We start from the raw sequence: 26659 nt of genomic DNA, 5'->3' as shown, positions 1-26659 counted from the left end.
GTTAACATACCCGGCTGCGCAACACCCATCATCCACGCCAAGCCCCGGCTTGCCGACTCGACACCAACAGGTCATCCATGCGTCTGTTTCACACCTCCGACTGGCACCTGGGCCAAAGCCTGCACGGCCAGGAACGCGACTTCGAACATGCCTGCTTCCTTGAGTGGCTGCTCGGCCAGCTGCAGCTTCGCCAGCCCGACGCGTTGCTGATCGCTGGCGATATCTTCGACACGGTCAACCCGCCGGTCAAAGCCCAGGAGCGGCTCTACGACTTCATCGTGAAGGCCCACGAGCAACAGCCGAAACTGGACATCGTGATGATTGCCGGCAACCACGACTCCGGCTCGCGCATCGAGCTGCCCGCGGCGCTGATGCGCCGCCTGCGCACCCATGCGCTAGGGCGCGTGCATTGGCTGGATGAGGGCCAGCTGGACGCCGAGCGCCTGCTGATACCGCTGACCAACGGCCGCGGCAAGGTTGCGGCCTGGTGCCTGGCCCTGCCCTTCCTGCGCCCGGCCGAGGTGACCGGCCCGCAGTTGGGGGACGACTACTTGCAGGGCATCACCCAGGTGCACCAGCAACTGATCGCCGCCGCGCAGAACAAGCGCAAGAAGGACCAGGCCCTGGTCGCCATCAGCCACGCGCACATGGCCGGTGGTTCGGTGTCCGAAGACTCCGAGCGCAGCCTGATCATCGGTAATGCCGAAGCGCTGCCGGCCAAGCTGTTCGACAAGGCCATCAGCTACGTGGCCCTGGGCCACCTGCACAAGCCGCAAAAGGTCAACCGCGAAACCCGCATCCGTTACAGCGGCTCGCCGATCCCGCTGTCGTTCGCCGAAATCAACTACCCGCATCAGGTGCTGGAAGTCGAGCTGGACGGCGCCGAGCTGGTCAGCGTCGAAGCGCGCCCGGTGCCGCGCGCCGTGGCCCTGCAGCGCATCGGCCCGGCGCCGTTGGGCGAGCTGCTGGAGCAACTTGCCGAGCTGCCGGTAATCGACCTGCTCGAAGACCCCAACCGCCAGCCCTGGCTTGAAGTGCGCGTGCTGTTGGACGAGCCGCAGCCCGACCTGCGCCAGCAAATCGAAAGCGCCTTGGACGGCAAAGCGGTGCGGCTGATCCGCATCGGCGCCGAATATGCTGGCCGTGGTAACGACGAAGAAAGCGAGCTGGCGTTCGTCGAACTGTCGCAGATGACCCCGCAGGACCTGTTCAGCCGCGCCTGGGAACAGGCCTACGGCAACCCCGTCGACGAGCAGGCCCTGGCCGACTTCGCCCTGTTGCTGCAGGACGTTCAGCTGGAAGAGGAGCAGCCATGAAAATTCTCGCCATTCGCCTGAAGAACCTGGCATCCCTGGCCGGCCCGGTCGACATCGACTTCACCACCGAACCCCTGGCCAGTGCCGGGCTGTTCGCCATCACCGGGCCGACCGGTGCCGGCAAGAGCACCCTGCTCGATGCGCTGTGCCTGGCCCTGTTCGGCACCGTGCCGCGGCTCAACGCCATCGGCCGCGAAGCCAAGGTGCCGGACGCCGATGGCGACATCCCCACATCCGACCCGCGCAACCTGCTGCGCCGCGGTACCGGCAGTGGCTTTGCCGAGGTCGACTTCATCGGCATCGACGGCCACCGCTACCGCGCGCGTTGGGAAGCCAACCGTGCCCGCGACAAAGCAAACGGCAAGTTGCAGCTCAGCCGCCAGAGCCTCTACGACCTGGACAGCGAGCAGGTGCTGGGCAGCGGCAAGAACGAATACAAGCAGCTGATCGAAGCCCGCCTGGGCCTGAATTTCGAGCAGTTTACCCGCGCGGTGATGCTGGCCCAGAGCGAGTTCAGTGCCTTCCTCAAGGCCGACGACAGAGAACGCAGCGAGTTACTGGAAAAGCTCACCAACACCGCCATCTACACCCGCCTCGGCCAGCGCGCGTTCAGCAAGGCACGGGAAACCGGCGAAGCGCACAACGCCCTGAAAGACCGTGCCAGCCACCTGCTGCCGATGGTCGCCGAGGCCCGCGCCGAACTCGACCAGCGCCTGGAGCAGGCGCAGCAACAGTTCAAGGCCGACCAGGCGCGCCTGCGCCAATTGGAGCAGCAGCGCACCTGGCTCGACGAACAACGGCAACTGCAGGCCCAGCACAGCGAAGCCGGCGCGGCCTTGCAGGCTGCCGAGCACGGCTGGCAAGCGCTGGCCGAGCAACGCCTCGACCTGCAACGCCTGGAGCGCCTGGCGCCCCAGCGTCATCAGTTTCACCGCCAGCAGGTCCTGACCGCGCAACTGGCGCCCCTGGCTGCGCAGACCGCCGAGCAACAGCGCCAGCAGGGTGAGCTGCAGACGCGTACAGCAGAACTGCAACAGGCGCTGGTCGCAGCCCGACAGTCACTCGCCGACAACCAGGCCCGACACAGCGAAAATACCCCTCGCCTACGCCAGGCGTTTGCCGCGCAGGACAGCCTGGCACGGCTGGACAATGAGCTGACAGCGCAACGCACGGCCAGCCAGCAGGCCGACCAGCACGTCGCCGAAGGGCAGCAGCAACTGCAGCAGCTGGAAGAAAACCAGCAGCGCAGCGTGCAACAACTGGCGCAGATCGATGAGGCACTGGCCGGTAGCCAACACCTCGCCGGGTTGGCCAACGCCTGGCAGGCCTACCTGCCGCAACTCAAGCAAGTGATGCTGATCGGCGGGCGGCTGAGCAAGGGCCGCGAAGAGCTACCGGGCCTGCAGGCCCAGGCCAGCCAGGCCAATGCGCAGCTGCAGGCCCAGCGCGAGCATTACGAGCTGCTGTTCCGTGAAGCCAAGGCCGAGCCGCACGCGCTGGCCGAACAGATCGACCTGCTCGGCGGCATGCTTCAGGACAATCGCAAACAGCAGCGCGCCGTCGAAGCACTGTCGCGCCTGCATGGCCGCGAGCTGGAAGTGCGTCAGCACCTTGAAGCCATCCGTGAGCGCCAGCAGCAGGCCATGCAGCAACGCCAGCAACTGATCAGCGAAGGCACTGCAGCCAAGGCCGAGCTTGAGGCCGCCGAGCAGGCGCTCACCCTCACCCGCCAGCTACTGGAACGCCAACGCCTGGCGCGCCACACCAGTGTCGAAGAGCTGCGCGGCCAGTTGCGCGACGGCGAGCCCTGCCCGGTGTGCGGCAGCGCCGAACACCCATTCCATCAGCCTGAGGCGCTGCTGCAAAGCCTGGGCCGGCATGACCAGGCCGAAGAGGACACCGCGCAGAAGCAGGTCGAAACCCTCAACGGCAAGCTGGTGGAGCTGCGCACCCAGCTTGGCGTGGTCAACGCCCAGCTCAAGGACTACCAGCAGCAACAGGTGCAACTGGGCGAGCAACTGCAGCCATTGGTTGCGCAGGTGCAGGCACACAGCCTGTGGCCCGCCCTCGCCCCCCAGGATGACAAGGCCCGCACAGCCTGGCTGGCCAACCAGCTGCAGCGCCTGGACGATGAAATCGGCAAGGACGAGAAACGCCAGAGCGCCCTGCTCGCCTTGCAAAAGGATGCTGCCCGCCTCAACCAGCAACTGCAGGCAGCGCAAGAAGCGCAGCAGCAGGCCCAGCGCCACCTGGACCACCAGCACCAGGCGCTGGCCAACGACGAACAGCAGTTGCAGCAAGGCCTGAATGACCTGGCCAGTGTGCTGCCGGATGATGTCCTGAAGGCCTTGAGCGACGACCCGGCCAATGCTTTTCTCGGCCTCGATCAGCAGATCGCCCAGCGGTTGCAACAGCTGGAGCAGCGCAAGGACGAGCAGGAAGAACAGCAAGCCCGCCAGGTACAGCTGGACAAGCTGCGCGACCAGCAGCAGACACGCCTGCAGGCGCAGCAGCAGTGGCAGCAGACACTGGCCAGCCTGGACGAGCAGCGTCAGCAGGCGCAGGCAAAACTCGCCGAACTGCTAGGCGAACATGCCAGTGCAGAAGCCTGGCAACACCACCTGGAGGCACAACTGGAGCAAGCCCGTGCGGCCGACGCCGACACCACGCAGCGCCTGCAGGACTTGCGCACCCAGGGCGTGAAACTGGCCGCCGAGCTTGACGCCAATGTCCAACGGCAGCAGGCACTGGAGCAGGAGTGTCAGCAGTTGCAGGGCGCGATCGCTCAGTGGCGCGGCGAGCACCCCGAGCTGGATGACAGCGGCCTCGACCGCCTGCTGGCCATCGACGATGCGCAACTTGGCGCCCTGCGCCAGCAGCTGCAGCACGCAGAGAAAGCCATCGAGCAAGGCCGCGTGCTGCTGCAGGAGCGTGAACAGCGTCTTCAGCAGCATAACGCCCAGGCACAGGGCGAGCTGCCCGCCGACGACCTGGAGCAGACCCTGGCCGAACTCCAGCAGCACCTCAACGTTCAGGAACAACAGTGCGCCGAACTGCGCGCGCAACAGGCCGATGACCAACGCCGCCAGCAGGCGCACCAGGCCCTGGCCGCCGAAATCGAACAGGCCCGCGAGCAGTGGCAGCGCTGGGCGCGCCTGAGCACGCTGATCGGCTCGGCCTCCGGCGACGTGTTCCGCAAGATCGCCCAGGGCTACAACCTCGACCTGCTGCTGCACCACGCCAACGCCCAGCTGCGCCAACTGGCGCGGCGTTACCGCCTCAAGCGCGGTGGCAGCGCGTTGGGGCTGCTGGTGCTGGACACCGAAATGGGCGACGAACTGCGCTCGGTGCACTCGCTGTCGGGCGGTGAAACCTTCCTGGTGTCGCTGGCCCTGGCCCTGGGCTTGGCGTCGATGGCGTCGAGCACCCTGCGCATCGAGTCGCTGTTCATCGATGAAGGCTTCGGCAGCCTCGACCCCGAGTCGCTGCAGCTGGCCATGGATGCGCTCGACGGGCTTCAGGCGCAGGGCCGCAAGGTGGCGGTGATTTCCCACGTGCAGGAGATGCACGAGCGCATTCCGGTGCAGATCCAGGTACGGCGCCAGGGCAATGGCCTGAGTGATGTGGAGGTGTGCGGGTGATCCTTTACTCGTTCCGCCGTTGCCCTTGGGCCATGCGCGCGCGCCTGGCCCTGCGTTATGCCGGGTGCGAAGTGCAGGTGTGCGAGGTGGCGATGAAGCACAAGCCGGCCGAGTTGCTGGCCTTGTCGCCCAAGGGCACGGTACCGGTGCTGGATACCGGTAACGGTGTGCTGGAAGAAAGCCTGGACATCATGCGCTGGGCCCTGACGCGCAACGACCCACAGGACTGGCGCCTACAGGCGGACCCCGCTGCCGCGCAACAGGCCGAGCAGTTGATTGCCCGCAACGACAGCGAGTTCAAGGCGCAGGTCAACCTGTACAAGTATGCCGAGCGTTACCCTGACTATTCGCGCGAGCATTACCGCCAGCAGGCAGAAACCTGGCTGGCGGAGCTCGAGCAGCTGCTTGAGGGCCGGCCGTACCTGCTGGCCAATCACCCGAGCCTGACAGACGCCGCGCTGCTGCCTCTGATGCGCCAGTTTGCCGGGGTCGAACCGCAGTGGTTTGCCGAGGCGGCTTATCCGCGAGTGCGGAGCTGGCTGGAGGGGTGGCTGGCGTCTGAGCTGTTCAAAGCCGTCATGGCAAAATAGCTATCAACTTCGGCGCGGTAACTGTGGCCCGGAACCTGTAAGAGCGGCGGTGCGGCGACCCCACAGGTTCAGTGCTCACATCTGGATCAGTGGCTGTTCTTGCCACTCAACGCGGCATGAAAATGAGCACTCTGGCGCAGGTACTGCTCGGTATAGCTGTGGGTGGCGGATGCCTTGCTGCCGGTGTCGGCATGGGCATGCGTCGGCAGCACGACCGAGGCGGAAATGGCGGATGCGGCGATGACCGGGAAGAGATTGAAGTTCATGTGGGCTGACCTCGACTGCGGTGGTTTGACGGTGGCCCGAGTGGGCCTTGGGTCAAACTTACGCCGCTGAGGTCAGCCACAGAAATTCATTGCGGTGGTAGGGATTATCACGGCTATCGATAGTCACTCGATAAACTTCAGGTCCGAAGGCGCGTCCTGCGGCAAGGTCTGCACGGTTTCACCCAGCTTGCCCGTGCGCGGGTCACGGCGCATGACCACGATCTGGTTGCTCTTCTGGTTGGCCACCAGCAGGAAGTTGTCGCTGGGGTCGAGGGCGAACTCCCGTGGATGGTCACCCTCCACCGAACGCCGCTGCAGGAACGTCAGCTGGCCGTCGTCCTTGCCCACGCTGAACACCACGATCTCGTTGGCCGTGCCACGGTTGCTGGCATACAGGAAGCGCCCGTCCGCCGACAAGTGCAGGGCGCCCGCCGCCTTGGCTGCGGCGTCGTTCTGCTCGGTCAGCGGCAGGCGCTGGCGTTCGTGCAACGCATCGTCCTTGACATCGAACATGACTACTTCGGCGCTCATTTCCAGCGTCAGGTAGGCATGCCGCCCCTTGGCATCGAACAACAGGTGACGCGGGCCGCTGCCCGGCGGCAGCTCGACGGACGCTGGTATCGCCGCGCTGAGGGGGCGGTCGACGCTGGCGCCGTCGTAGCGGTAGATGAACACCTTGTCGGCGCCCAGATCGCTGGCATACAGGTGGCTGCCATCGGGCGACAGCACCACTGAATGCACATGCGCACCGCCCTGGCGCTCGGGGTTGACGCCACTGGGCTTGTGCCGCACTTGCTGCACCGCATCCTTGAGCTTGCCGTCCTTGCCCACCGGAAGCACCACCAGGCTGCCGCCCGGGTCGGGGGCGACGGCGTAGTTGGCGACGAACAGGTAACGCTGGTCGCGGCTCAGGCTGGCGTGGGTCGGCTCGTCGCCGCGGGTGGCCACCTGGTTGAGCGGGGTGATCTCGCCTTTGCTGCTCACGCTGAAACTGCTGGCATGGCCCTGCGGCGTTTCGTTGACCACGAACAACTGCCGCTGATCGGCCGAGAGCACCAGCCACGACGGGCTGACGTTCTTGACCACCTGCTGCGGCGCAGGGTTGATACGGCCGGCCTTGCTGTCGAACGTGTAGCGGTAGATGCCTTGGCTCGCGCCATCGGTGTAGCTGCCCACCAAAAGGGTGGCAGCCTGGGTATCGAGGGTTAGCGTCATGAGGCTAGCGGTCAGCAGGCTCGTCCAGGTCCGGTTCATCGTTCTCTTCATCCGGGGCGCGAAAGGCACTCATACAGACTAGACGATGCTGGCCCTGGGCATCGTCCAGTTGCCATTCATCACCTGCTGCGGTGGCGGCGGCAACCTGGTCGGTGGTGAAGGCCCAGCGGCGCAGCTGGCGGCCGTCCATGCATTCGACCGTGAGGCCGGTGTCGTCGAAGGTGAAATCGAAGGCGTGCAGGCCATCGATCAGCAGCATGTCGCAGGATGCGAGGGCAGTGGCGAGGGGGGACATGGGGGTACCAATTGGAAATGAGCCGGCATTATAGCCCTGGGGCTGCTTTGCAGCCCATCACCGGCAAGCCACCCCTACAAATCCGAATGCTTGCGCCGTACCTGTAGGCGCTGGCTTGCCAGCGATGGGCCGCAAAGCGGCCCCAACCCATCAATGGGCAAAAATCGACCCACCCTCCTTGCCCACCATCTTCTCGGGTTTGATCAGGAACCGCGCCAGCGCCGGCAGCAACCACAGCGCCCCGAACATGTTCCACAACAGCATGAAGGTCAGCATCAGGCCCATGTCGGCCTGGAACTTGATTGCCGAGAAGATCCAGGTGCACACACCAATCGCCAGGCACAGGCCGGTGAACAGCACTGCTTTACCGGTCGAGCGCAGGGTCTGGTAATAGGCCTCCTGCAACGGCAGGCCGGCGCGCAGGAAGCTTTCCAGGCGGCTGTAGATGTAGATGCCGTAATCCACGCCGATGCCCACGCCCAGCGCCACCACCGGCAAGGTGGCGACCTTGACGCCGATACCCATGAACGCCATCAGCGCATTGCCCAGCACCGATGTCAGCACCAGCGGCAGGACGATACACAGGGTGGCGGCAAACGAGCGGAAGGTGATCATGCACATCACCGCCACGCACAAGTACACCAGCACCAGGATGGTCAGTTCGGCCGACTTGATCACCTCGTTGGTGGCCGCCTCGATCCCGGCGTTACCCGCCGCCAGCAAAAACTGCAGGCCCTCCTTGTTGTGGCTGTCGGCAAACGCCTTGGCGGCGCTGGTGACGCGCTCCAGGGTTTCGGCCTTGTGGTCGTTGAGGAACACCAGCACCGGCGCCAGCGAGCAGTCGGCGTTGTACAGCCCGTCGGCACGGGCGATGGAGTTGTTGAGGATGTCCGGGTTGCGCGACAGGGTTTCCCATTTCAGGCTCCCCTCGTTCATGCCCTTGATCACCTGCTTGGACACCGTCACCAGAGAGATCGCCGACTGCACGCCCGGGGTGTTCTGCATGGTCCACATCAGCTCGTCGATCGGCGCCATGGTCGAGTGGATCGAGCAGCTCTCGGCCGGCGTCTTGACCATGATCACCAGCACGTCCGAGCTGGTGGAGTAGTTGCTGATGATGAAGTTGTTGTCCTGGTTGTAGCGCGAGTCCGGGCGCAGCTCCGGCGCGCCCTGGTCAAGGTCGCCGATCTTCAGGTTCTGGCTGTACCACAAGCCACCGGCGAAGGCGATCAGCGCCAAGGCAATGGAAACCGGCGCCACCTTGGCGCTGGCGAAGTTGGACAGCAGGCGCCAGAACGGGTGCTCGCGCGTTGCGTCCTTCTTGCTGCGCTCGATGGCCTTCTTGCTGATCCCCACGTAGGAAATCGCCACCGGTAGCAGAATCAGGTTGGTGAAGACGATCACCGCCACGCCGATCGAGGCCCCGATGGCCAGTTCGCGAATCACACCGATGTCGATGATCAGTAGGGTGATAAACCCCACCGCATCGGCCAGGATGGCGATCATCCCCGGCAGGAACAGCTGACGGAAGGTGCGCCGGGCAGCGGTCAGGGCGTTGTCGGCGTCGCTCGACTGCAGGGCGATACCGTTGATCTTCTGCACCCCATGGGAAATACCGATGGCGAAGATCAGGAACGGCACCAGCATCGAGTACGGGTCCAGCCCGAAGCCTACCGCGTGCATCAGGCCCAGCTGCCAGACCACCGCCACCAGGGTGGTGATGAGCACGGCGATGGTGCTGCGGATGCACCAGGTGAACCAGTACAAGAGGATCCAGGTGATGACCAGCGCCACGCCGAAGAACATCGCCACCATTACCAGGCCGTCGATCAGGTCACCGACCTTCTTGGCGAAGCCGACGATGTGCACCTTCACATTGGGGTTCTGTGCCTGGAACTTGTCGCGGATCTTTTCTTCCAGCAGGTGCGAGAACTGCTGGTAGTCGAGTTTGACCTGTTTGCCGGGGTCGTTCGGGTCGGGGTAGCTTTCCAGCAGTGGAACATCGACGATGCTGGACTTGAAGTTGTTGCCCACCAGGCGCCCGACCTGGCCGGACTTGAGCACGTTGTCGCGCAGGGTGTCGAGGCTGTCCTGCGAGCCGTTGTAGGTGTTGGGGATCACCTCGCCGCCAGAGAAGCCCTCCTCGGTAACCTCGCTCCAGCGCACGCTGGGGCTCCACAGCGACTTGAGGCCAGCGCGGTCGACGCCGGGGATGTAGAACACCTCGTCATGCACCTGCCGCAAGGTCTCCATGTAGTCCTTGTCGAAGATGTCGCCGTTGACCGCCTCGACCGAAATGCGCACGGTGTTGCCGAGGTTGGCCAGGTCGTTGCGGTGCTCCATCATCTGCTCGATGAACGGATGCTCCAGCGGGATCATCTTCTCGAAACTGGTCGAGGGGCGGATCTGCGTGGCCTGCCAGAACAGGAAGATGCTCACCAGCACGCAGATGGCGATGACCACCGGGCGATTGTTGAAGATCAGGCGTTCCAGCAGCGTGGCCTTGTCCTGGTGATGCGGGTGCATGGTAATGCTCTCTCGGCTGGTCATGGGCGCGCCCCTTCGGCAGTCTGGTCAGCACCCTCGGCGGTGGCCAGGTGCACACCACCCTGCCCCACCAGCAGCAGGCCACCGTTGGCCAGGCCACTGACACCGGCCAGGGCAATGCGGTCGGCACGGTTGTAGACGCTGAACGTCTGCCCGTCATCGACGCTGCGCAGCACACTGCCGCCATTGCCGACCAATGCCAGGCTGCCATCATCGAGAAGCGTAGCGCTTGCCAGGCCGAATTCGAGGTTGCCGCGCGCCGCCTTGAGCTCGATCGGTTGCCAGCTGTCACCGAAGTCGGTGGAACGGAACAGGTTGCCGCGCAGGCCATAGGCCAACAACGTGTGTGGCTTGGCGGTGCCGATCACGCCGAACAGCGAGCCCTCGTAGGGGCCTTCGACCTTGGCCCAGGTCTGGCCGTTGTCGCTGGAGCGGAACATGCTGCCCTGCTCGCCGACAATGAACAGGCCCGCCTCCTTGATCACGGCAATGCCGTTGAGGTGCAACTGGTCGGCGTTGTCCAGGCGTTCGGCGATGTTCTGCCAGTGCTGACCGCCATCACGGGTTTCCAGCAGAGCGCCATAGGCACCCACGGCAAAACCGTGCTGGGCATCGAGGAAGGTGACGTCGAGCAGCGGAGCTTCGCGGGAAAGGTCTTCGAACTGCTTGCTCCAGGTCGCGCCGCCATCGTTGCTGGCGAGGATCTGTGCATCGTGGCCGACCGCCCAGCCGCGTTTTTCGTCGAGGAAGAACACCGCCGTGAGCAGTTGCCGGGTGGGCACCCGGGCCTGGGTCCAGGTGTTGCCCTGGTCATCGGAGAACAGAATGTGGCCGCGATCGCCTACCACCACCAGGCGTTTGCCGGCATGGGTGGCATCGATCAGCAGGCTTTGGCTGGCCTTGGCCGATTCGGTCGAGTATTCGTCGGCTGCAGCGGCTTGCGCGCTGTCTGCCCACATGCCCAATGCCAGCGCCAGCACCGCGCCAGCCGCCAACGGCCAGGCACCACGCCTGGCCTGCGTCATCACCCGCTCCCTCATGACCATCCCCTGTTGTGTTCTTCTTGGTGGGTCTGTGCGTTGAAAAGCCTGTGTTAGAGGCTTGGTGGGATCGTATCGGGGAAGGATTAAACATTACAACGAATGGGACGTTATGTTTTGTTAACGCCAAAAAGCTGGGGCCGCTTTGCGGCCCATCGCCGGCAAGCCAGCTCCTACAGGTACAGCGCCGCCCTTGAACTGTGCGCTTTACCTGTGGGGGCTGGCCTGTCGGCGATGGGCCGCAAAGCGGCCCCGGGATTTGCCAGGCTTACATCAGGCTCTTGCTCACCACCTCATACACATCACTGGACAGCGCCCCGGAAGCGAGAATCCGCTCCAGCTCACCCTTCATCAGCGCCTGGCGCGCGTCGTCATACTTGCGCCAGCGGGTCAGCGGCGCCAACTGGCGCGAGGCAATCTGCGGGTTCAGCGCATTCAGCTCGATCACCAGGTCCGCCAGGAAGCGATAGCCGGAGCCATCGGCCGCATGGAAGTTGACCAGGTTCTGCCCGGCGAAGGCACCGATCAGCGCCCGCACCTTGTTCGGGTTCTTCAGGGTGAAGGCCGGGTGCTGCATCAGTGCCTTGACCCGCGCCAGCCCGCCCGGCAAGGCGCTGGCCGCCTGCACGCTGAACCACTGGTCCATGACCAGCGGGTTATCCTTGAAGTGCTCGGCGAAGGTTTCCAGGGCCTTGGCGCGTTCGGCCTCGAACGGCGAATTGACCAGCACCGCCAGGGCGGTCAGGCGTTCGGTCATGTTGTCGCACTGGTCGAACTGCTCCAGGGTTGCTTCCAGCACCTGCGGCTTGCCGCTCTGCATCAGGTACGACAGGGCAATGTTCTGCAGGCTGCGACGGGCGAAGTGCTCTGCCGCGGCGACGTAGGGGGTGTTGCGCGACACCTCGCGGTGCGCCTGGTAGCGCGCCCACAGGCCCTCGAACAGCTGCGCGGCGATCTGCTGGCGGGCGAACTCGCGGGCGGCGTGGATGGCGTCGACATCGGCCACCTGGCTGATCTCGGTGAGGTAAGCCTCGCCCGGCAGCGACAGCATCTCGGCAACCATGGCGGCGTCCAGTGACTCGTTGGCCAGAACGGTGCCCAGGGCGGTGATCAGGCGCTGATCGAGTTGCAGCGCTTCGCCACGCTGGTGCTGGCCGATCAGTTCCTGCAGCACTTGCACCGACAGCTGCTGGCCGGCTTCCCAGCGGTTGAAGCCGTCGCTGTCGTGCTGCATGAGGAACATCAGCTGGTCGCGGTCGTACGGGAAGCTGAGCTTCACCGGCGCGCTGAAGCCGCGCAGCAGCGAGGGCAGCGGCTTGGCCTGGACACCTTCGAAGGTGAAGGTCTGCTCGGCCTCGGTCACCGACAGTACGCGGCTGCTGCCGCCAGCAGCGGCCTCACCGGCCAGGTGCAGCGGCAGGTCGTTGCCGTTGGCATCCAGCAGGCCCAGTTCGACCGGGATCACGAACGGCAGCTTCTCGGCTTTGTCCGGGGTCTGCGGGCAGTGCTGGCGGAAGGTCAGGCTGTAAGTCTGGGCGCCGGCGTCGTAGGTTTCGCTGACGTCCAGGCGCGGCGTGCCGGCCTGGCTGTACCAGCGCTTGAACTGGGTCAGGTCTACACCGTTGGCGTCTTCCATGGCCTTGATGAAGTCGTCGGTGGTCACCGCCTGGCCATCGTGGCGCTCAAAGTACAGGTCGCTGCCCTTGCGGAAGCCCTCGGCGCCCAGCAGGGTGCGGACCATGCGCACCACCTCGGCACCCTTTTCGTACACGGTCAGGGTGTAGAAGTTGGAGATCTCGATGAAGCTGTCCGGGCGCACCGGGTGGGCCATGGGGCCAGCGTCCTCGGCGAACTGGTGGGTACGCAGGTAGGCGACGTCCTCGATGCGCTTGACCGTGCGCGAGTTCATGTCGGCGCTGAACTCGGCGTCGCGGAACACCGTGAAGCCCTCCTTGAGCGACAGCTGGAACCAGTCGCGGCAGGTCACGCGGTTGCCCGACCAGTTGTGGAAGTATTCGTGGGCGACCACGCCTTCGACGCGCTGGTGGGCGGCGTCGGTAGCGGTTTCAGCGCGGGCCAGCACGCAGCTGGAGTTGAAGATGTTGAGGCCTTTGTTTTCCATGGCGCCCATGTTGAAGTCGTTGACCGCGACGATCATGAAGATGTCGAGGTCGTACTCACGGCCGTAGACTTCTTCGTCCCAGCGCATGGACTTTTTCAGGCTGACCATGGCGTGGTCGCACTTGTCGAGGTTCTCGGGCTCGACATAGATGCGCAGCATCACATCGCGGCCGGACTGGCGCGTGAAGTTGTCTTCCACGCACCACAAGTCACCTGCTACCAGCGCGAACAGGTAAGCCGGCTTCTTGAACGGGTCTTCCCAGGTTGCCCAGTGGCGGCCATCCTCGGCCGGCCCGCTGCCGGTCGGGTTGCCGTTGGACAGCAGCACCGGGTAGCGATGCTGCTCGGCGATCACCGTGGTGGTGAAGGTGCTCATCACGTCCGGGCGGTCGAGGTAATAGGTGATCTTGCGAAAGCCCTCGGCTTCGCACTGGGTGCAGAACATCTTGCCGGACTTGTACAGGCCTTCCAGCGCGGTGTTGCTCTCGGGGTGGATCCTGACGCTGGTGTCGAGGGTGAAGCGCTCGGCCTTGGGGTGCAGGGTCAGGCTGTCGGCTTCGAGCTGATAGTCGCTCGCCTGCAGGTCTTCGTCGTCCAGCGAGGCGCGCAGCAGTTCAAGCTGCTGGCCGTCGAGCACCAGTGGCGGCAGGCCGGCACCGCGTGCCGGGTTGCGGCGCATGATCAGTTGCGCATGAACCAGCGTGTGGTCCTCGAACAGCTCGAAGGTCAGGTGCGTTTCGTCGATCAGGTACTCGGGCGCCTGGTAGTCCTTGAGGTAGATCACTTGCGGTTGTTCGGTACGCATGTGCAGGTCCTTTTTACTGGAGCACGGCCAACTGGTAGGCCGTGTACTTGCGAATATTGATCACGCCGGTGTCGAAGATCAGGTACTGGCCCTTGATGCCCAGCAGCGTGCCTTCAACCACCGGGTTCTTGTCGAGGTTGAAGCTGACGATCTTGGTCGGGTAGGCCTCGACCGGGTACTTCATCTGCACCACTTCAGCGTCGGGCAGCGGCTGGATCGCCTGCAGGCCGAAACGCGCCTGCAGTTCACGCAGGCCGTCGGCGCAGGCGTCGAAGATCTGTTCGCGAATGGCAACCAGGTCGAGCACCTCGGCGTCGCCCTTGAGCAGCGCACGCCAGTTGGTGCGGTCTGGCACCTGGCTGCGCAGCAGGTCTTCGACCAGGCCGGACTGCTGCCGGGTGGCCACGCGCATGATCGGCAGCGCCTGGCTGGCGCCCTGGTCGAGCCAGCGGGTGGGCAGCTGGGTGGCGCGGGTGATGCCGACCTTGACGCCCGACGAGTTGGCCAGGTACACCACATGGTCGGTCATGCAGAACTGCTCGCCCCACGACGGCTCGCGGCAGGTGCCGGCCTCGTAGTGGCAGCGTTCGGGGGCCATGATGCACACGTCGCACTGGGCCAGCTTGGTCATGCATGGGTAGCAGTAGCCCTGGCTGAAGCTGGTCTTGGTGCGCTTGCCGCAATGGCTGCAGTGGATGGCACCGAGGTACTCAAGGCGCAGGCGCTGGCCGATCAACGGGTTGACCGGCACCTGCGTGTCATCCAGGCGGAAGCTGTACTGCACCAGCGGTGCTTCCAGGCTTACCGCCATTTTGCTCAAAGAGCCACGAGCGAGTTCGATCAATGTACCGAGTCCGACTTGAACAGGATGTTGGCGATCGGCGCAGACTTCGACGCGCATTCCTGCGGGCCCATGTAACCGGTGCGCTGGTCTTCGGGCAGGTTCTGCATCTCCCAGGCGATCACCGCCTGCAACGACAGCTCCTTCTGCTCGGGGGTGAGCTTGCGGCCATCGGACCATTTGCCGATTTCCACGGCCGTTTTCAGGCTTTGGTAGATTTCCGGGGTGATGTTTTCGATCATTTGCGCGAACGTGGACATAGCGTCTCCTAAATCAAGCGGACAGTTTACGCCGGGCCACCATTCCACCCAAGAGGCCCGTCAGGCATCCGATGAGCAGCCCGCCGACATGGGCGGCATTGGCGATCTGGCCGAAACCGAGCTGGCCGACCACGCCGGTCAGGCAGATGACCAGCCAGATGAGCATCATGACCAGCACACCCTTGGGCAGGTTGAAGTGCGGGTTGGGCGCCAGCCACTGGTACAGCCACACATGGCCGAGCAGGCCGTACAGCACACCGGACAAGCCGCCGAACAGGCTCGGGCCGCTGGTGTAGTGCTGGGCGAGGTTGGACACCAGGCTGAACAGCAGTGTCAGGCCGGCCAGCAGCCACGGGCCCTGGCGCAGTTCGATGCGCTTGCCCAGCTCCCAGTACCACATGCCGTTCATGGCCAGGTGCAGCACGCCGAAGTGCAGCAGCATGGGCGACACCAGGCGCCACCACTGGCCTTCGGCAAGGCCCTGGGCCAGCGGGACGAAGTACAGGTATTCGCCCTGCACGCGGTAGTCGAGGAAGGTGAACCAGCTGATGGTGGTGAGGTTGTCGCCCAGGCGGGTGAGGCCGGCGACGATCAAACAGAGGAACAGGATGGCGGCGGTAACCTTGCAGGCGCGGGCCTGCTCGCCCAACGTCGGCCCTTTCGCAGGCAAGCCCTCTGCCACAGGGTCGCTGACCGCTTCGATGTCGGCGTTGCCGTCGGGGTAGCGCTGGTAGAGTTGAAGGACATCCGCGGCCATGGTTTCCGGGGCCCACAGCACCTGGACTTCGCCCTCCTCGCTGACCCGGTGCGGCACCTGCAGGCGCTGCAGCAGGTGCACGAAGCCACTGAGATCGACCGCAAGCGGCAAGCGCATCACTTCGACGATATTCATTGATTGCCCTGCGGTCGGTCGACGTCGACCCACACGAACTTGTGCGGGTCTATCCGGGTTTCATCATCCAGCCGATAGGCCACCATCTTGCCGTACAGCACCGCGCTGTAGTCCAGGCAGGCCAGGTTGCCGCGGATTGGCGCCGGGCGGCCGCTGCGCCAGTAATGGCCAACGAACAGCAGTGGCTCATCCTCGGCGTAGCGTAGCAAGGCGTTCTTTTCGGTGTGGCTGAGCGGCGTGCGGGCCACCTCGTCAGGCAGCGCGTCGGGCTGGAAGACGATGTCGCCGTAGGTTTTCGGGTCTTCTTCCCAAAACTTGGTGCGGAAGAAGGCGCGGGTCAGGCCATCGCCACCGGTCAGCGTCAGGCCGTCCGGCAGGCGCATGTCGGTGCCGCGCAACAGGCGGTTGCAGACCGTGGAGGCAAAGCTGCCGGGCACGGCCGATGCCTGGATGAAATGTTCATCGATGCGGCCGTCGGGGTATTGCTGGCGCAGCGGGTCGATCAGCCGCGGGTCCCAGCAAGCGTGCACCAGGCGGAACCGCCCGGCGTCTACAAACAGTGGCATGTCGTAGAACCACTGCAGGAAATCGTGCCAGTCGCCAGGGTGGTGGGCGAACTGGGTCAGGGTTTCGTCGATCAGGCGGGCATGGCGCGGCGTGTGCTCGCGCACGTAGGCCTTGCCACTGCCGGGCAGCGCCGGGGTTACCCAACCGAGCGCGTTGTACTCGTGGTTGCCCATGATGCAGAACGCCTGGCCGGCCTCGACCATGTCGTGGACGATGTGCAGCGCCTCACGGATGCGCGGGCCGCGGTCGACGATGTCGCCGAGGAACAGGGCTTGGCGCCGTGGGTGGCGCCAGACGCCGCCGATACGCGTGTAACCGAGGGCGTCGAGCAGGCGTTCCAGGGTCAATGCACAGCCGTGCACGTCACCGATGATGTCGAAACTTCGCGCCGGATCGAGCATCAGTCGTCCCTGCCTCCCAGGCGGCTGCCCCAGCCGAGCTTGGTGCGGCAGACCTCGTAGTAATTGTGGTCCAGCGGGTGGATCAGGCGCAGTTTTTGCGGTTTTTTGCTCACGGTAATGGTGTCGCCGGGCGCGCAGGTGAAGTGGTTCTGGCCGTCACAGGACACCTGCGGGTAGATCTGCAGGTCCTTGGACACCACGATCTTCAGCTCACTGTTGCCGTCCACCACGATCGGCCGGCCCGACAAGGTATGCGGGTACATCGGCACGATGACGATGGCGTCGAGCTTGGGGTGCATGATCGGGCCACCGGCCGACAGCGCGTAGGCGGTCGAACCGGTCGGGGTGGCGACGATCAGGCCGTCGGCCTTCTGGCTGCAGACGAACTGACCATCGATGTAGATCTCGAACTCGATCATCCGCGTCGACTTGCCCGGGTGCAGCACCACATCGTTGAGCGCATCACCCTGGCCGATGGCCTCGTGATGGCGACGCACCTCAGCCTGCAGCAGGAAGCGGTTTTCCACCAGGTAGTGGCCGTCGAGCACTTCGGCGACCTTCTCTTCCAGCTCGTCGGGGCGGATATCGGTGAGGAAGCCCAGGTTGCCGCGGTTGATCCCCAGCACCGGGATGTTGTGCCGGGCCAGGGCGCGGGCGGCGCCGAGCAGGCTGCCGTCACCGCCGACGACGATGACCAGGTCGCAGACTTCGCCCAGCAGCTTGCGGGTGGAGGTCTGCAAGCCGTGGCCAGGCAGGACTTCGGCGATGGTGTCCTCGAGGATCACGTGCAGGTGGCGCTCGAGGAGGAATTTTTTCAGTCGGCGAATGGTGTCGAGCACCTGCGAGCTGCCAAGGCGGCCGATGATACCGATATTGCGAAATTGCTCCATGGGGCTCCTGCGAGGCTCTGCGGCGGGTGACTATGCGCCGATTATGGCGAAACGACCGGGCAGCGGCAAACCGGCTATGCTCGCAGCATGATGCCTTTTGCCGAACTCCACGACCTGCCCCGCCAGTTGCGCCGCCCTGCCGTGCGCGACCTGGCCTGGACCCTGCTGTCGCCACCGCTGCTCAGCACACCGCCCTGCCCCCAGCGCCATCCGCTGGCGGGGAGCGCCTGGGCGGCGGATCCGCAACGGTTGAAGGCTTGGTTGCTGCACCTTGATAACGATGACCGACCGCTGCGTGAGCGGCTGGCAACCCTCACCAGCCGACGCCTGGGGCTGTACTACGAAGGTCTGTGGCAGTTCGCCCTGGGCCAGGCGCCCGGTGTCGAGCTGCTGTCGGCCAACCTGGCAATCCGCACGGGCGGGCGAACGCTGGGCGAGTTGGACATCCTGCTGCGCGATGCCGACGGCACCCATCACCTGGAGCTTGCCATCAAGCTGTACCTGGGGCCAGTCAACGGTCAAGGCCATGACCCCGGCCAATGGCTCGGGCCGGGTTGCCATGACCGGCTGGGCACCAAGCTTGCGCACTTGGCTGGGCATCAGTTGCCCATGTCGAGTGATGCGCAGAGCCGCGAGGCGCTGGCCGGGCTTGGCATTCATGAGCTTCAGGCACACGTGTGGTTGGGGGGTTACCTGTTCTACCCGTCGCCAGGGCACGCCGACCCGCCCATAGGGGCAAATCCGCTGCACCTGCGCGGGCGCTGGGTCCGGCGGCGGGATTGGCCGATGGCCGCCGGCGAACGCTGGCAGCCGCTGCCCCGTCACGCCTGGCTGGCACCGGCACGGGTTGAAGCGGATGTGTGCTGGGCGCCACCGCAGTTCGCCACGTGGTTACAAGCGCTGGAGCCACAAGCACCGGCGCAGATGCTGGTCAGGCTGGAAGCCGAAGATGACGGCGCCTGGCACGAAGCGGAGCGAGTGTTTCTGGTCGCCGATCAGTGGCCGATACCTACCTAGCGCAATGCATCTGCTCAACAAGCCGTTAGAGTTAGCCGTGAGCGCCGCCAAGAGCGCTACCATCGACCTGATGACGAGGACCCACCATGGTTTCAACTACCCCCGCGCCCCATTACGCGCGCCTTTCCATCGCCCTGCACTGGCTGATGCTGGTGCTGCTGGCGGCCGTGTACGCCTGCATCGAATTTCGTGGCCTGTTCCCCAAGGACAGCGCCGAACGCAACCTGATGAAAGACCTGCACTTCATGCTCGGCCTGACGGTATTCGTGCTGGTCTGGCTGCGCCTGGCGGTGCGCCTGAGCCGCCCCACCCCACCCATCCTGCCCAAGCCACCGGCCTGGCAGACCGGCCTCGCGCACCTGATGCACCTGGCGCTGTACCTGCTGATGATCGGGTTGCCGCTGGCCGGCTGGCTGATCCTCAGTGCCGCCGACAAGCCGGTGCCCTTCTATGGCCTGGAACTGCCGCACCTGATCGGCGCGGACCCGGACCTCGCGAAGTTCATCAAGGGCTGGCATGAGCGGGTGGCCACCTGGGGTTACTGGCTGATCGGCCTGCATGCGCTGGCAGGGCTCTACCACCACTACGTGCAACGTGACAACACGCTGCTGCGCATGCTGCCCTACAAATAACCGCGGCGGCCCTGCAGCCCGCCGGTGTGAAGGAAGATCAGCCGGGTGCCAGCAGCGAACAGCCCGGCCTGGGCCTGCTCACGCAGGGCCAGCAGGGCCTTGCCGGTGTAAAGCGCCTCCAGGGGAATGCCTGTGTGGTGCTCGGTTTCATCGATGAACGCCAGCAACTCATCATCGACCCTGGCAAAACCGCTGCGGCAGGCTTCATGGAGTTGGTAACCGCGCGTACCGGCCAGTTCCGCCACCGCTTGCGGCACACCATGACCCAATGGCACGGCCAGGGCGCCATGCACCGCATGCCGCCCCGCTTCGGCCAGCACCAGGCCAGCCAAGGTCGTACCGGTACCGGCGGCCAGCCACCAGGCGTGATAATCCGGCCAACCCAGCGCGGCGAGTTGCAACCTGGCCTGCTCGACGATCAGCGCGCAGCCCAGTGCCCCCTTCAGCCCACCCCCGCCTTCGGGGATGCAGTGCCAGCCGGGGTACCGCGCCTGCCAAGGCGCCCAGAAACCAGGCTGGTGACGGGCACGGTAGCCGCCATGGCCGAGCCAGTGCAGCTCCATGCCCAGCGCATGCAAATCACGCACGGTGGGGGTGTCCTGGGCATGGCCACGCAACAGGCCTGCGGTAGCGAAACCGAAGCGCTTGCCGGCGGCGGCCAGGGCATGCAGGTGGTTGGAGTGGTTGCCCCCCAGGCTGATCAGCCCCGGCGCGCGTGCTTCATGGGCCTGCAGCAGGTGGTGGCGCAGCTTGAACCACTTGTTGCCACTGATGAGTGGGTCGATCAGGTCCAGGCGCAGGATGGCAACTTCAATGTTGGCGCTTTCCAGCCATGGCAGGCGCAATGGCTGAAGTGGGGCATGGGGAAGGTCGAGGAAACAGCTGGACATGGATCGGTGCCTGATGCGAGGGCATCAGTCTATCAGTGAACACCCGGGGCCGCAGAGCGGCCCGGGTCTTCTATTTCAAAGCTCGGCAGCCAACCGCGAGCCCTGGTTGATCGCCCGCTTGGCATCCAGCTCCGCCGCCACATCGGCACCGCCGACCAGGTGCACCGACTGCCCCGCCGCCACCAGGCCGTCGTGCAGCTCACGCAGCGGCTCCTGCCCAGCGCAGATCACCACATTGTCCACCGCCAGCACGTGCGGCTCGCCGTCGCCTACACGGATGTGCAAGCCAGCATCATCGATCCCCAGATATTCGACGCTGTTGAGCATCTGCACCTGTTTGTTCTTCAACCCGGTGCGGTGGATCCAGCCGGTGGTCTTGCCCAGGCCGTCACCGACCTTGGACGCCTTGCGCTGCAGCAGGTACACCTGCCGGGCCGGCGCATGCGGTGCGGCCTTGATGCCCGCCACACCGCCACGCGCTTCAAGATCGGTATCGATGCCCCACTCCTTCCAGAACGCCTCGCGGTCCTGGCTGCTGGCCACGCCTTGATGCACCAGGTATTCGCAGACATCGAAGCCGATCCCGCCCGCGCCGATCACTGCAACCGCTTCACCGACCGCTTTGCGCTGCAGCAGCACGTCCAGGTAGCTGAGCACCTTGGCGTGTTCCACACCCGGAATCGCCGGGGTGCGCGGCGCGATGCCGGTGGCCAGGATGATCTCGTCGAAAGCACCTGCCAACAAGGCCTGTACGTCCACACGGGTGTTCAGGCGCAGGTCGACGCCGGTGCTCTTCACCTTGTTGCCGAAGTAACGCAGGGTCTCGAAGAATTCCTCCTTGCCCGGTACCCGTTTGGCCACGTTGAACTGCCCGCCGATCTCGCTCGCACTGTCGAACAGGGTTACCGCGTGGCCACGCTCGGCAGCCACTGTGGCCGCCGCCAGGCCGGCCGGGCCGGCACCGACTACCGCAATGCGCTTCACCGTGCGCACTGGCAAGTAATTGAGTTCGGTCTCGTGACAGGCGCGCGGGTTGACCAGGCAGCTGGTCAGCTTGCCGCCGAAGGTATGGTCCAGGCAGGCCTGGTTGCAGCCAATGCAGGTATTGATCTGGTCACTGCGCCCTTCAGCCGCCTTGTTGACGAAGTCCGGGTCGGCCAGGAACGGCCGGGCCATCGAGACCATGTCGGCATCGCCCTCGGCCAGCACCGCTTCGGCCACTTCCGGGGTGTTGATGCGGTTGGTGGTGATCAGCGGAATGCTCACCGCACCCCGCAGCTTGGCGGTGACCTTGCTGAACGCCGCGCGCGGCACCTTGGTGGCGATGGTCGGGATGCGCGCCTCGTGCCAGCCGATGCCGGTGTTGATGAGCGTGGCTCCCGCCCGCTCGATGGCCTTGGCCAGCTGTTCGATTTCGGCCCAGCTGCTGCCGCCCTCGACCAGGTCGAGCATCGACAGGCGGAAGATGATGATGAAATTCGGGCCTACGGCGTCGCGCACCCGGCTGACAATGTCCACGGCCAGGCGCATGCGGTTTTCGTAGCTGCCGCCCCAGCGGTCGGTACGGTGGTTGGTGTGGGCGGCGAGGAACTGGTTGATGAAGTAGCCTTCCGAACCCATGATCTCGACGCCGTCATAGCCGGCGCGCTGAGCCAGCACGGCGCAATTGACGAAATCGGCGATCTGCTTCTCGATGCCCGCTTCGTCCAGTTCCTTGGGTTTGAACGGGTTGATCGGCGCCTGGATCGCGCTGGGCGCCACTTGGCGCGGGCTGTAGGCGTAGCGCCCGGCATGGAGGATCTGCAGGCAGATCTTGCCGCCGGCAGCATGCACGGCTTCGGTGACGATGCGGTGCTTATCGGCCTCCTCCTCGGTGCTCAGCTTGGCCGCACCGGAATACACGCCGCCTTCGTCGTTAGGCGCGATACCCCCTGTGACCATCAGGCCGACGCCACCCCGGGCCCGCTCGGCAAAGTACGCCGCCATGCGCTCGAAACCGCCGGGGCGCTCCTCGAGGCCGGTGTGCATCGAACCCATCAAGGTGCGATTGCGCAGGGTGGTGAAGCCCAGGTCGAGCGGGGCCAGCAAGTGTGGATAGCGGTCGGCAGCCATGGAACGGTTCCCCATGTGGCGTGATCACGGAATGCGGGTGCCTCAACGGGCCCCGTCGTTTATCTGCCACCGACATTAAACAGCCGTTTGAACGCGCTCAATGATCGAAACTGACAACTTATTGATCCTCTCGCACAGCGGGACTACCCTAGAAGCCTTCGTTCCCCAAGGCGCTGTACCGCTACATGCGAAAACTACTGGCAGGCGCCCTGGCGCTGGTGATGATTGCCGCCCTGTGCGGCTACGGCTTCTGGACACAACAGCGCCCGGAAGGCCATTACCTGTCCGATCTACGTGTGGAACTGGCGCTCAACCATGGCGTGCCCGGCGAACGGGGCAATCTGCTGGGCGTCGAGCCACTGCTCTACCCCAATGACTACCAGAACCTGCAGCACCTGCATCGCAAGCTCTCGGCATACCTGCAACAAGCCCGTGCCCAGGGCCTGGTCGGCCCGCGCACGGTGGTGGTGTTGCCCGAACACATCGGCACCTGGCTGTGGGCGCGTGGCGAGAAGAACGAGCTGTATCAGGTCACCCACAGCCGGGAGGCCGAGCAATGGCTGGAGCTGAGCAACCCGCTGCGCTATGGCCTGGCCATGTTGCGGGCCAGCGGCGATGACCGCCGGGCCGACGCGCACCTGCGCATGAAGGCCCAGCAGATGGCCAGCGATTACCAGCAGCTGTTCGGCGGCCTGGCCAAAGAGTTCGGCGTGACGCTGGTGGCCGGCTCGATCGTGCTGCCTGCCCCGTATGTGGAAAAAGGTGTGCTGCACGCAGGCAGCGGCCCGCTGTTCAACAGCAGCATGGTATTTGCCAGCGATGGCTCACTGCTCGGCCAACCCCAGCGCCAGCAGTATCCCGACAGCGAGGTGCGGCGTTACATCCACCACGGTCGGCATTTCCCGCTTCAGGTCCTGCAGACCCCAGCCGGCCGCCTTGGCGTGCTGATCGGCAGCGACAGCTGGTACCCGGAAAACCAACGCCAACTGGAACAACAACAGGTACAACTGATCGCCAACCCGGTGTTTCTCAGCGGCAAAGGCAGCTGGGAAGCTCCCTGGCGCGGCAACCGGCACCAGGACGCCGCCGCCGAGTTGGCCCTGCAGCGCGGCGAAGTCAGCGAACAAACCGCCTGGCAACGCCTGACCCAAGCTGCTGGCAACGGCGTCAGCAGCATGAGCGTATTCATGCGTGGGCAGTTCTGGGAGCAGGCCAGCGACGGCCAGGGTTTCGCCCATCAGGCAGGCGAACTGCTTGCGGGGCCGCCCAGCCCCGGCGCCCGCTTGCTGAATGTGTGGCTATAAGCGTATGCCACGCCCACGTGTGCGCTTGGGCGACCTGTCGGTAGGCTTCGTCCAGCCCTTGGCCGAGGCCTTGCTCGGCCTGGGCCACGACCCACAGCCACTGCTGCACCGCTACGGGCTTGACGCCACGCGCCTGGCCGAAGCTGGCGCGCGCTTGTCGATCCCCCGCTACATGCACCTTGGGCATGCCGCCATCGCACAATGTGGCGAGCCCGCGCTGGGCCTGCACATGGGGCGCCTCAGCCGGCTGGCCCAGGCCGGCCTGGCAGGCGTCACGGCGGCCCAGGCCCCAACGCTTGGCGAAGCCGCACGTACATTGCTGCGCTTCGAGCCGCTGTATGCCGCCAACTACCGTGGCCATTCACGCTTTGAGGAAGATGCCCACGGGGCATGGCTGCGCTTCTATTCGATCAGCCCTTACAACGCGTACAACCGCTTCGTCGTCGACTCACTGCTGGCCGGCTGGCTCGCCCAGCTTGCAGCCCTGTCCACCGCACCTTTACAGGCCGAACGCCTGGAAATCGAATTCGAAGCCCCCGACTACGCCGCCCGATACCAGCCCTTGTGCAGCAGCCCAGTACAGTTTGGCGCAAACAGCAACCGCCTGCGCCTGAGCCGCGCCACGCTGGACCAGGCCAACCCGCAGCATTGCCCAAGCACGTGGCAGCACCTGCTGCAGCTGTGTGAAGCGGAAATGTTGCAACGTACACGGGTACGTAGCCTGGGTGAGCGCATCACCCACCTGCTTGGCCCGCTGCTCAATGGTGGCCGGGACCCAGACCTCGAAGAAGTGGCGCTATGCCTGCAACTGCCCACCTGGACCCTGCGGCGCAAACTGGCAGAAGAAGGTACCCGGTTTCGAGACTTGCTCAATGACACACGGCGCGACCTGGCCGAGGCCTACATCCGCGACACGGAATTGGCCTTTGGCGAAATAGCCTACTTGTTGGGATTTGCTTCGGCCGAGGCCTTCCAGCGCGCATTCAAACGCTGGACGGGCCTCACACCGGGGGAGTTCCGCCGCAGCCAGCGGCAGGTGGGTTAAAGCTCGGTGGCGTCGTCGGCCGGTTCCGGCGGGTCCAGCTCGTAGGCCTGAAACTCGAGCAGCTCTTCCTGATAGTCATCCATCGCCCTGCGTCCTCTTCACTCATTTATCTTCGTTGGTCATGCCTTCAACCTAAGCAGGCTGGATGAAGAAATGATGACAAGCTCATGAGTGATAAACGTAGCAGGTGCGTTGGAAGTTATCCCCGCTTATCTGTAACAGTGTCTGTACACGCTGACGCCCCTCAGAGCGGCGCAGGTGCTGCCTCGGTTGGCTGCGCATCCTGTCGCACCTCGATCGGTGCCGATTCCGAAGGCGGCGCCACAGGCTGTGAACCCTGGCTGTCATCCACCACCGGCGCAGCTGCGGCTTCACTGGCCGGGGCTATCGCTGCGGGGGCAGGTGCCGGTGCAGCGGGTGCCGTTTGCGCTACAGGTGCGCTCACAGGCGCCGCCGATACCTGCTCCGGCAGCCCAAGGTCAGGCGCCGGTTTTTCCGCCTTGGGTGCAGGTGCCTCGACCTTGGCCTTGCTGACCTTCTTCGGCTTGGGCAGGTAGCTTTCGACCAAGGCAAAATAGCGTTCATAGAACTGCGGCGCGGTGACCGTTTCGCTGGCAACTTTGACCATCGAATCGTCGCTGGAGCCGATCGGCATCGACACCGACCCCAATATGCCGACGCCAAGGCTGGCGGACGTGTTGGACTTCTTGAGTGCGTAGCGGTCCTGCAGCGCGTTGGCGAACATGGTCGAGCGCTGCTCGTCGCCGCTGTCGGGTGCGCAGGTCACGCTGAAGCTGATCTGCAGGTGGTTATCGCTGTTCTGCTGGAAGCTTTTGTTACCCGCGACCTGGCTAGAGCCGCTGCTGGTAATGATGTAACCCTGGCTCAGCAGCGCGCGCCGGGCGGCCTCACACGAACCTGCCTCGCTGACCGGGAAGCTGCGCGAATAAGTGCCCGAATCGTCGAAATTCTCATGCTCATAGATGGCGGCTTTTTTCGAGGAGCAACCGGACACGCCCGCCAGCACCAGGGCCAGCCCGAGCGCACCAAAGACGGATGATCTGGTCATTGCGAATTCCGGGTAAGTCGAGAGGCGTCTATTGTGCATCACAGCGCCCTTGCACTGGAACCGTTCATCAGTGAAGAGTCTGTCAGCATCGTGTAAAGCCTGGATGCGCAGGCGCAGAAACGAAAAAAGCGACCCGAAGGTCGCTTTCTCGTTTTGCTTCGAGGCGTTCATGGGGCCTCGAGGCGAAGATGGCGCAGCGGACGGGACTCGAACCCGCGACCCCCGGCGTGACAGGCCGGTATTCTAACCGACTGAACTACCGCTGCGTATCGCTCGGGCTTGCGCCCGGTTGAAACTGGGACCTTCCCTTCCGGCATGGGAGCCTCAGGGCAGGCACAAAAAAAGCGACACGATGATCGCTGTTTTTGTTGCTTCGAGGCGTTCAAGGGGCCTCGAAACGAAGATGGCGCAGCGGACGGGACTCGAACCCGCGACCCCCGGCGTGACAGGCCGGTATTCTAACCGACTGAACTACCGCTGCGTATCGTTCAGGCTTGCGCCCGATTGAAACTGGGATCGCCTCAGGCATGTTTGCCTTTGGCTGCAGATTGGTGCAAAGCACCCCTCTGTTACTGAAAAATGGCGCAGCGGACGGGACTCGAACCCGCGACCCCCGGCGTGACAGGCCGGTATTCTAACCGACTGAACTACCGCTGCGCAGTGTGGCTTATCAGGCCTTGTTCCTCTCTGGCTGTCAGCTTCTTGCGAAGCTTGCTGCACCAGGAACGCTCAGGAAGTGGTGGGTGATGACGGGATCGAACCGCCGACCCTCTGCTTGTAAGGCAGATGCTCTCCCGGCTGAGCTAATCACCCCCGCGATGTTGCTTGTTGCGTTTGCTTCGCTGAGGCCGCGAAATTTACGCAGGTACCGATGCTAAGTCAATAGCCCCATTGAATTTTTTT

General features: G+C 64.6%; 21 protein-coding genes and 4 tRNA genes. 7 read left to right on the top strand and 18 right to left on the bottom strand.

All coding sequences use genetic code 11. The features are described 5' to 3' along the window. Nucleotides 1-77: 77 nt before the first annotated feature. The 3 genes from ACNQPL_RS09385 to ACNQPL_RS09375 are packed head-to-tail and all read left to right on the top strand — an operon-like array spanning nt 78 to nt 5547. On the top strand, nt 78-1316 hold the full coding sequence (locus tag ACNQPL_RS09385) for an exonuclease SbcCD subunit D C-terminal domain-containing protein (protein WP_346613781.1): 1239 nt from the start codon (nt 78-80) through the stop codon (nt 1314-1316). Beyond that, nucleotides 1313-4957 carry an AAA family ATPase gene (locus ACNQPL_RS09380; protein WP_416466514.1) on the top strand — a complete coding sequence of 1215 codons (3645 nt, stop codon included), beginning with the start codon at nt 1313-1315 and terminating at the stop codon, nt 4955-4957. Before ACNQPL_RS09385 ends, ACNQPL_RS09380 begins: the two co-directional genes overlap by 4 nt. Then, nucleotides 4954-5547: a glutathione S-transferase gene (locus ACNQPL_RS09375; protein ID WP_416466513.1), complete on the top strand. Its 594-nt coding sequence runs from the start codon at nt 4954-4956 to the stop codon at nt 5545-5547. The genes ACNQPL_RS09380 and ACNQPL_RS09375 overlap by 4 nt, the downstream gene beginning before the upstream one ends. A gap of 86 nt (nt 5548-5633) precedes the next feature. Here the strand turns inward: ACNQPL_RS09375 and ACNQPL_RS09370 are convergent, their stop codons facing one another. The 11 genes from ACNQPL_RS09370 to ACNQPL_RS09320 all read right to left on the bottom strand — a co-directional run bounded on the left by ACNQPL_RS09370 (nt 5634) and on the right by ACNQPL_RS09320 (nt 17687). Next, a complete protein-coding gene (locus ACNQPL_RS09370) occupies nt 5634-5813 on the bottom strand; it encodes a hypothetical protein (protein WP_346613778.1) in 180 nt (59 codons plus the stop codon). A gap of 123 nt (nt 5814-5936) precedes the next feature. Beyond that, the gene (locus tag ACNQPL_RS09365; protein WP_416466512.1) at nt 5937-7067 is read right to left on the bottom strand and encodes a lactonase family protein; all 1131 of its coding nucleotides are present in this window, start codon (nt 7065-7067) and stop codon (nt 5937-5939) included. Next, nucleotides 7033-7323 (bottom strand): DUF5629 family protein, encoded by a 291-nt coding sequence (locus ACNQPL_RS09360; protein ID WP_416466510.1) that lies wholly within the window; start codon nt 7321-7323, stop codon nt 7033-7035. The genes ACNQPL_RS09365 and ACNQPL_RS09360 overlap by 35 nt, the downstream gene beginning before the upstream one ends. Nucleotides 7324-7473: 150 nt before the next feature. Continuing rightward, nucleotides 7474-9849 carry an efflux RND transporter permease subunit gene (locus ACNQPL_RS09355; RefSeq protein WP_346613867.1) on the bottom strand — a complete coding sequence of 792 codons (2376 nt, stop codon included), beginning with the start codon at nt 9847-9849 and terminating at the stop codon, nt 7474-7476. A 20-nt stretch (nt 9850-9869) separates the two neighbouring features. Next, on the bottom strand, nt 9870-10910 hold the full coding sequence (locus ACNQPL_RS09350) for a WD40/YVTN/BNR-like repeat-containing protein (protein ID WP_416466509.1): 1041 nt from the start codon (nt 10908-10910) through the stop codon (nt 9870-9872). Between the two features lie 268 nt (nt 10911-11178). Beyond that, on the bottom strand, nt 11179-13836 hold the full coding sequence (gene pepN, locus ACNQPL_RS09345) for an aminopeptidase N (protein ID WP_416466508.1): 2658 nt from the start codon (nt 13834-13836) through the stop codon (nt 11179-11181). Nucleotides 13837-13849: 13 nt separating this feature from the next. After that, entirely contained in the window at nt 13850-14680 is an 831-nt protein-coding gene (locus ACNQPL_RS09340) for a DUF2797 domain-containing protein (protein WP_416466507.1), read from the bottom strand. After that, on the bottom strand, nt 14677-14937 hold the full coding sequence (locus ACNQPL_RS09335) for a YeaC family protein (RefSeq protein ID WP_016393000.1): 261 nt from the start codon (nt 14935-14937) through the stop codon (nt 14677-14679). Before ACNQPL_RS09335 ends, ACNQPL_RS09340 begins: the two co-directional genes overlap by 4 nt. 13 nt (nt 14938-14950) lie before the next feature. Then, nucleotides 14951-15829 carry a rhomboid family intramembrane serine protease gene (locus tag ACNQPL_RS09330; protein ID WP_416466506.1) on the bottom strand — a complete coding sequence of 293 codons (879 nt, stop codon included), beginning with the start codon at nt 15827-15829 and terminating at the stop codon, nt 14951-14953. Continuing rightward, on the bottom strand, nt 15826-16797 hold the full coding sequence (locus ACNQPL_RS09325; protein WP_416466505.1) for a metallophosphoesterase: 972 nt from the start codon (nt 16795-16797) through the stop codon (nt 15826-15828). Before ACNQPL_RS09325 ends, ACNQPL_RS09330 begins: the two co-directional genes overlap by 4 nt. Next, complete coding sequence (locus ACNQPL_RS09320; protein WP_023632574.1) at nt 16797-17687, bottom strand: NAD(+) kinase; 891 nt, start codon at nt 17685-17687, stop codon at nt 16797-16799. The genes ACNQPL_RS09325 and ACNQPL_RS09320 overlap by 1 nt, the downstream gene beginning before the upstream one ends. Before the next feature lie 87 nt (nt 17688-17774). Here ACNQPL_RS09320 and ACNQPL_RS09315 point away from each other — a divergent pair, with 87 nt between their 5' ends. Together ACNQPL_RS09315 and cybB are read left to right on the top strand one after the other, a co-directional pair. Beyond that, nucleotides 17775-18704, top strand: coding sequence for a DUF1853 family protein (locus ACNQPL_RS09315; protein WP_346613770.1), 930 nt, complete (start codon nt 17775-17777; stop codon nt 18702-18704). An 86-nt stretch (nt 18705-18790) separates the two neighbouring features. After that, nucleotides 18791-19336: a cytochrome b561 gene (cybB, locus tag ACNQPL_RS09310; protein WP_346613769.1), complete on the top strand. Its 546-nt coding sequence runs from the start codon at nt 18791-18793 to the stop codon at nt 19334-19336. Here cybB and ACNQPL_RS09305 read toward each other — a convergent pair. Further along, on the bottom strand, nt 19327-20226 hold the full coding sequence (locus ACNQPL_RS09305; RefSeq protein WP_416466504.1) for a 1-aminocyclopropane-1-carboxylate deaminase/D-cysteine desulfhydrase: 900 nt from the start codon (nt 20224-20226) through the stop codon (nt 19327-19329). The genes cybB and ACNQPL_RS09305 overlap by 10 nt on opposite strands. A 75-nt stretch (nt 20227-20301) precedes the next feature. Further along, a complete protein-coding gene (locus ACNQPL_RS09300; protein WP_416466502.1) occupies nt 20302-22338 on the bottom strand; it encodes an FAD-dependent oxidoreductase in 2037 nt (678 codons plus the stop codon). A 185-nt stretch (nt 22339-22523) separates the two neighbouring features. On the opposite strand from ACNQPL_RS09300, the gene ACNQPL_RS09295 reads away from it, so the two are divergent. Next, nucleotides 22524-23642: a nitrilase-related carbon-nitrogen hydrolase gene (locus tag ACNQPL_RS09295; RefSeq protein ID WP_346613766.1), complete on the top strand. Its 1119-nt coding sequence runs from the start codon at nt 22524-22526 to the stop codon at nt 23640-23642. A 4-nt stretch (nt 23643-23646) separates the two neighbouring features. Continuing rightward, the gene (locus ACNQPL_RS09290; protein ID WP_416466501.1) at nt 23647-24687 is read left to right on the top strand and encodes an AraC family transcriptional regulator; all 1041 of its coding nucleotides are present in this window, start codon (nt 23647-23649) and stop codon (nt 24685-24687) included. 244 nt (nt 24688-24931) lie between these two features. Here ACNQPL_RS09290 and ACNQPL_RS09285 read toward each other — a convergent pair whose 3' ends face one another. From ACNQPL_RS09285 to ACNQPL_RS09265, 5 genes are all read right to left on the bottom strand, one after another. Next, entirely contained in the window at nt 24932-25756 is an 825-nt protein-coding gene (locus ACNQPL_RS09285; RefSeq protein ID WP_346613764.1) for a DUF2242 domain-containing protein, read from the bottom strand. 189 nt (nt 25757-25945) lie between these two features. Next, nucleotides 25946-26022: transfer RNA gene (locus ACNQPL_RS09280), tRNA-Asp, on the bottom strand. 138 nt (nt 26023-26160) lie between these two features. Beyond that, nucleotides 26161-26237 (bottom strand) — tRNA-Asp (locus tag ACNQPL_RS09275). A 99-nt stretch (nt 26238-26336) separates the two neighbouring features. Then, nucleotides 26337-26413 (bottom strand) — tRNA-Asp (locus tag ACNQPL_RS09270). Nucleotides 26414-26493: 80 nt separating this feature from the next. Continuing rightward, nucleotides 26494-26569 (bottom strand) — tRNA-Val (locus ACNQPL_RS09265). Between the last annotated feature and the right edge of the window lie 90 nt (nt 26570-26659).

This window comes from Pseudomonas sp. LFS044 (assembly GCF_047978245.1).
GTDB lineage: Bacteria > Pseudomonadota > Gammaproteobacteria > Pseudomonadales > Pseudomonadaceae > Aquipseudomonas.
The sequence above is the reverse complement of the archived record's forward strand: the minus strand, read 5'-3'. Positions and strand labels throughout refer to the sequence as shown.

What these genes read in the sequence shown, in the direction of transcription:
- ACNQPL_RS09295 (WP_346613766.1), top strand. Translation starts at nt 22,524, where the DNA reads ATGCGAAAACTACTGGCAGGCGCCCTGGCGCTGGTGATGATTGCCGCC.
- ACNQPL_RS09315 (WP_346613770.1), top strand. Translation starts at nt 17,775, where the DNA reads ATGATGCCTTTTGCCGAACTCCACGACCTGCCCCGCCAGTTGCGCCGC.
- ACNQPL_RS09350 (WP_416466509.1), bottom strand. Translation starts at nt 10,910, where the DNA reads ATGAGGGAGCGGGTGATGACGCAGGCCAGGCGTGGTGCCTGGCCGTTG.
- ACNQPL_RS09320 (WP_023632574.1), bottom strand. Translation starts at nt 17,687, where the DNA reads ATGGAGCAATTTCGCAATATCGGTATCATCGGCCGCCTTGGCAGCTCG.
- ACNQPL_RS09325 (WP_416466505.1), bottom strand. Translation starts at nt 16,797, where the DNA reads ATGCTCGATCCGGCGCGAAGTTTCGACATCATCGGTGACGTGCACGGC.
- ACNQPL_RS09380 (WP_416466514.1), top strand. Translation starts at nt 1,313, where the DNA reads ATGAAAATTCTCGCCATTCGCCTGAAGAACCTGGCATCCCTGGCCGGC.
- ACNQPL_RS09285 (WP_346613764.1), bottom strand. Translation starts at nt 25,756, where the DNA reads ATGACCAGATCATCCGTCTTTGGTGCGCTCGGGCTGGCCCTGGTGCTG.
- ACNQPL_RS09305 (WP_416466504.1), bottom strand. Translation starts at nt 20,226, where the DNA reads ATGTCCAGCTGTTTCCTCGACCTTCCCCATGCCCCACTTCAGCCATTG.
- pepN (WP_416466508.1), bottom strand. Translation starts at nt 13,836, where the DNA reads ATGCGTACCGAACAACCGCAAGTGATCTACCTCAAGGACTACCAGGCG.
- cybB (WP_346613769.1), top strand. Translation starts at nt 18,791, where the DNA reads ATGGTTTCAACTACCCCCGCGCCCCATTACGCGCGCCTTTCCATCGCC.
- ACNQPL_RS09335 (WP_016393000.1), bottom strand. Translation starts at nt 14,937, where the DNA reads ATGTCCACGTTCGCGCAAATGATCGAAAACATCACCCCGGAAATCTAC.
- ACNQPL_RS09355 (WP_346613867.1), bottom strand. Translation starts at nt 9,849, where the DNA reads ATGCACCCGCATCACCAGGACAAGGCCACGCTGCTGGAACGCCTGATC.
- ACNQPL_RS09360 (WP_416466510.1), bottom strand. Translation starts at nt 7,323, where the DNA reads ATGTCCCCCCTCGCCACTGCCCTCGCATCCTGCGACATGCTGCTGATC.
- ACNQPL_RS09330 (WP_416466506.1), bottom strand. Translation starts at nt 15,829, where the DNA reads ATGAATATCGTCGAAGTGATGCGCTTGCCGCTTGCGGTCGATCTCAGT.
- ACNQPL_RS09290 (WP_416466501.1), top strand. Translation starts at nt 23,647, where the DNA reads ATGCCACGCCCACGTGTGCGCTTGGGCGACCTGTCGGTAGGCTTCGTC.
- ACNQPL_RS09300 (WP_416466502.1), bottom strand. Translation starts at nt 22,338, where the DNA reads ATGGCTGCCGACCGCTATCCACACTTGCTGGCCCCGCTCGACCTGGGC.
- ACNQPL_RS09365 (WP_416466512.1), bottom strand. Translation starts at nt 7,067, where the DNA reads ATGAACCGGACCTGGACGAGCCTGCTGACCGCTAGCCTCATGACGCTA.
- ACNQPL_RS09370 (WP_346613778.1), bottom strand. Translation starts at nt 5,813, where the DNA reads ATGAACTTCAATCTCTTCCCGGTCATCGCCGCATCCGCCATTTCCGCC.
- ACNQPL_RS09385 (WP_346613781.1), top strand. Translation starts at nt 78, where the DNA reads ATGCGTCTGTTTCACACCTCCGACTGGCACCTGGGCCAAAGCCTGCAC.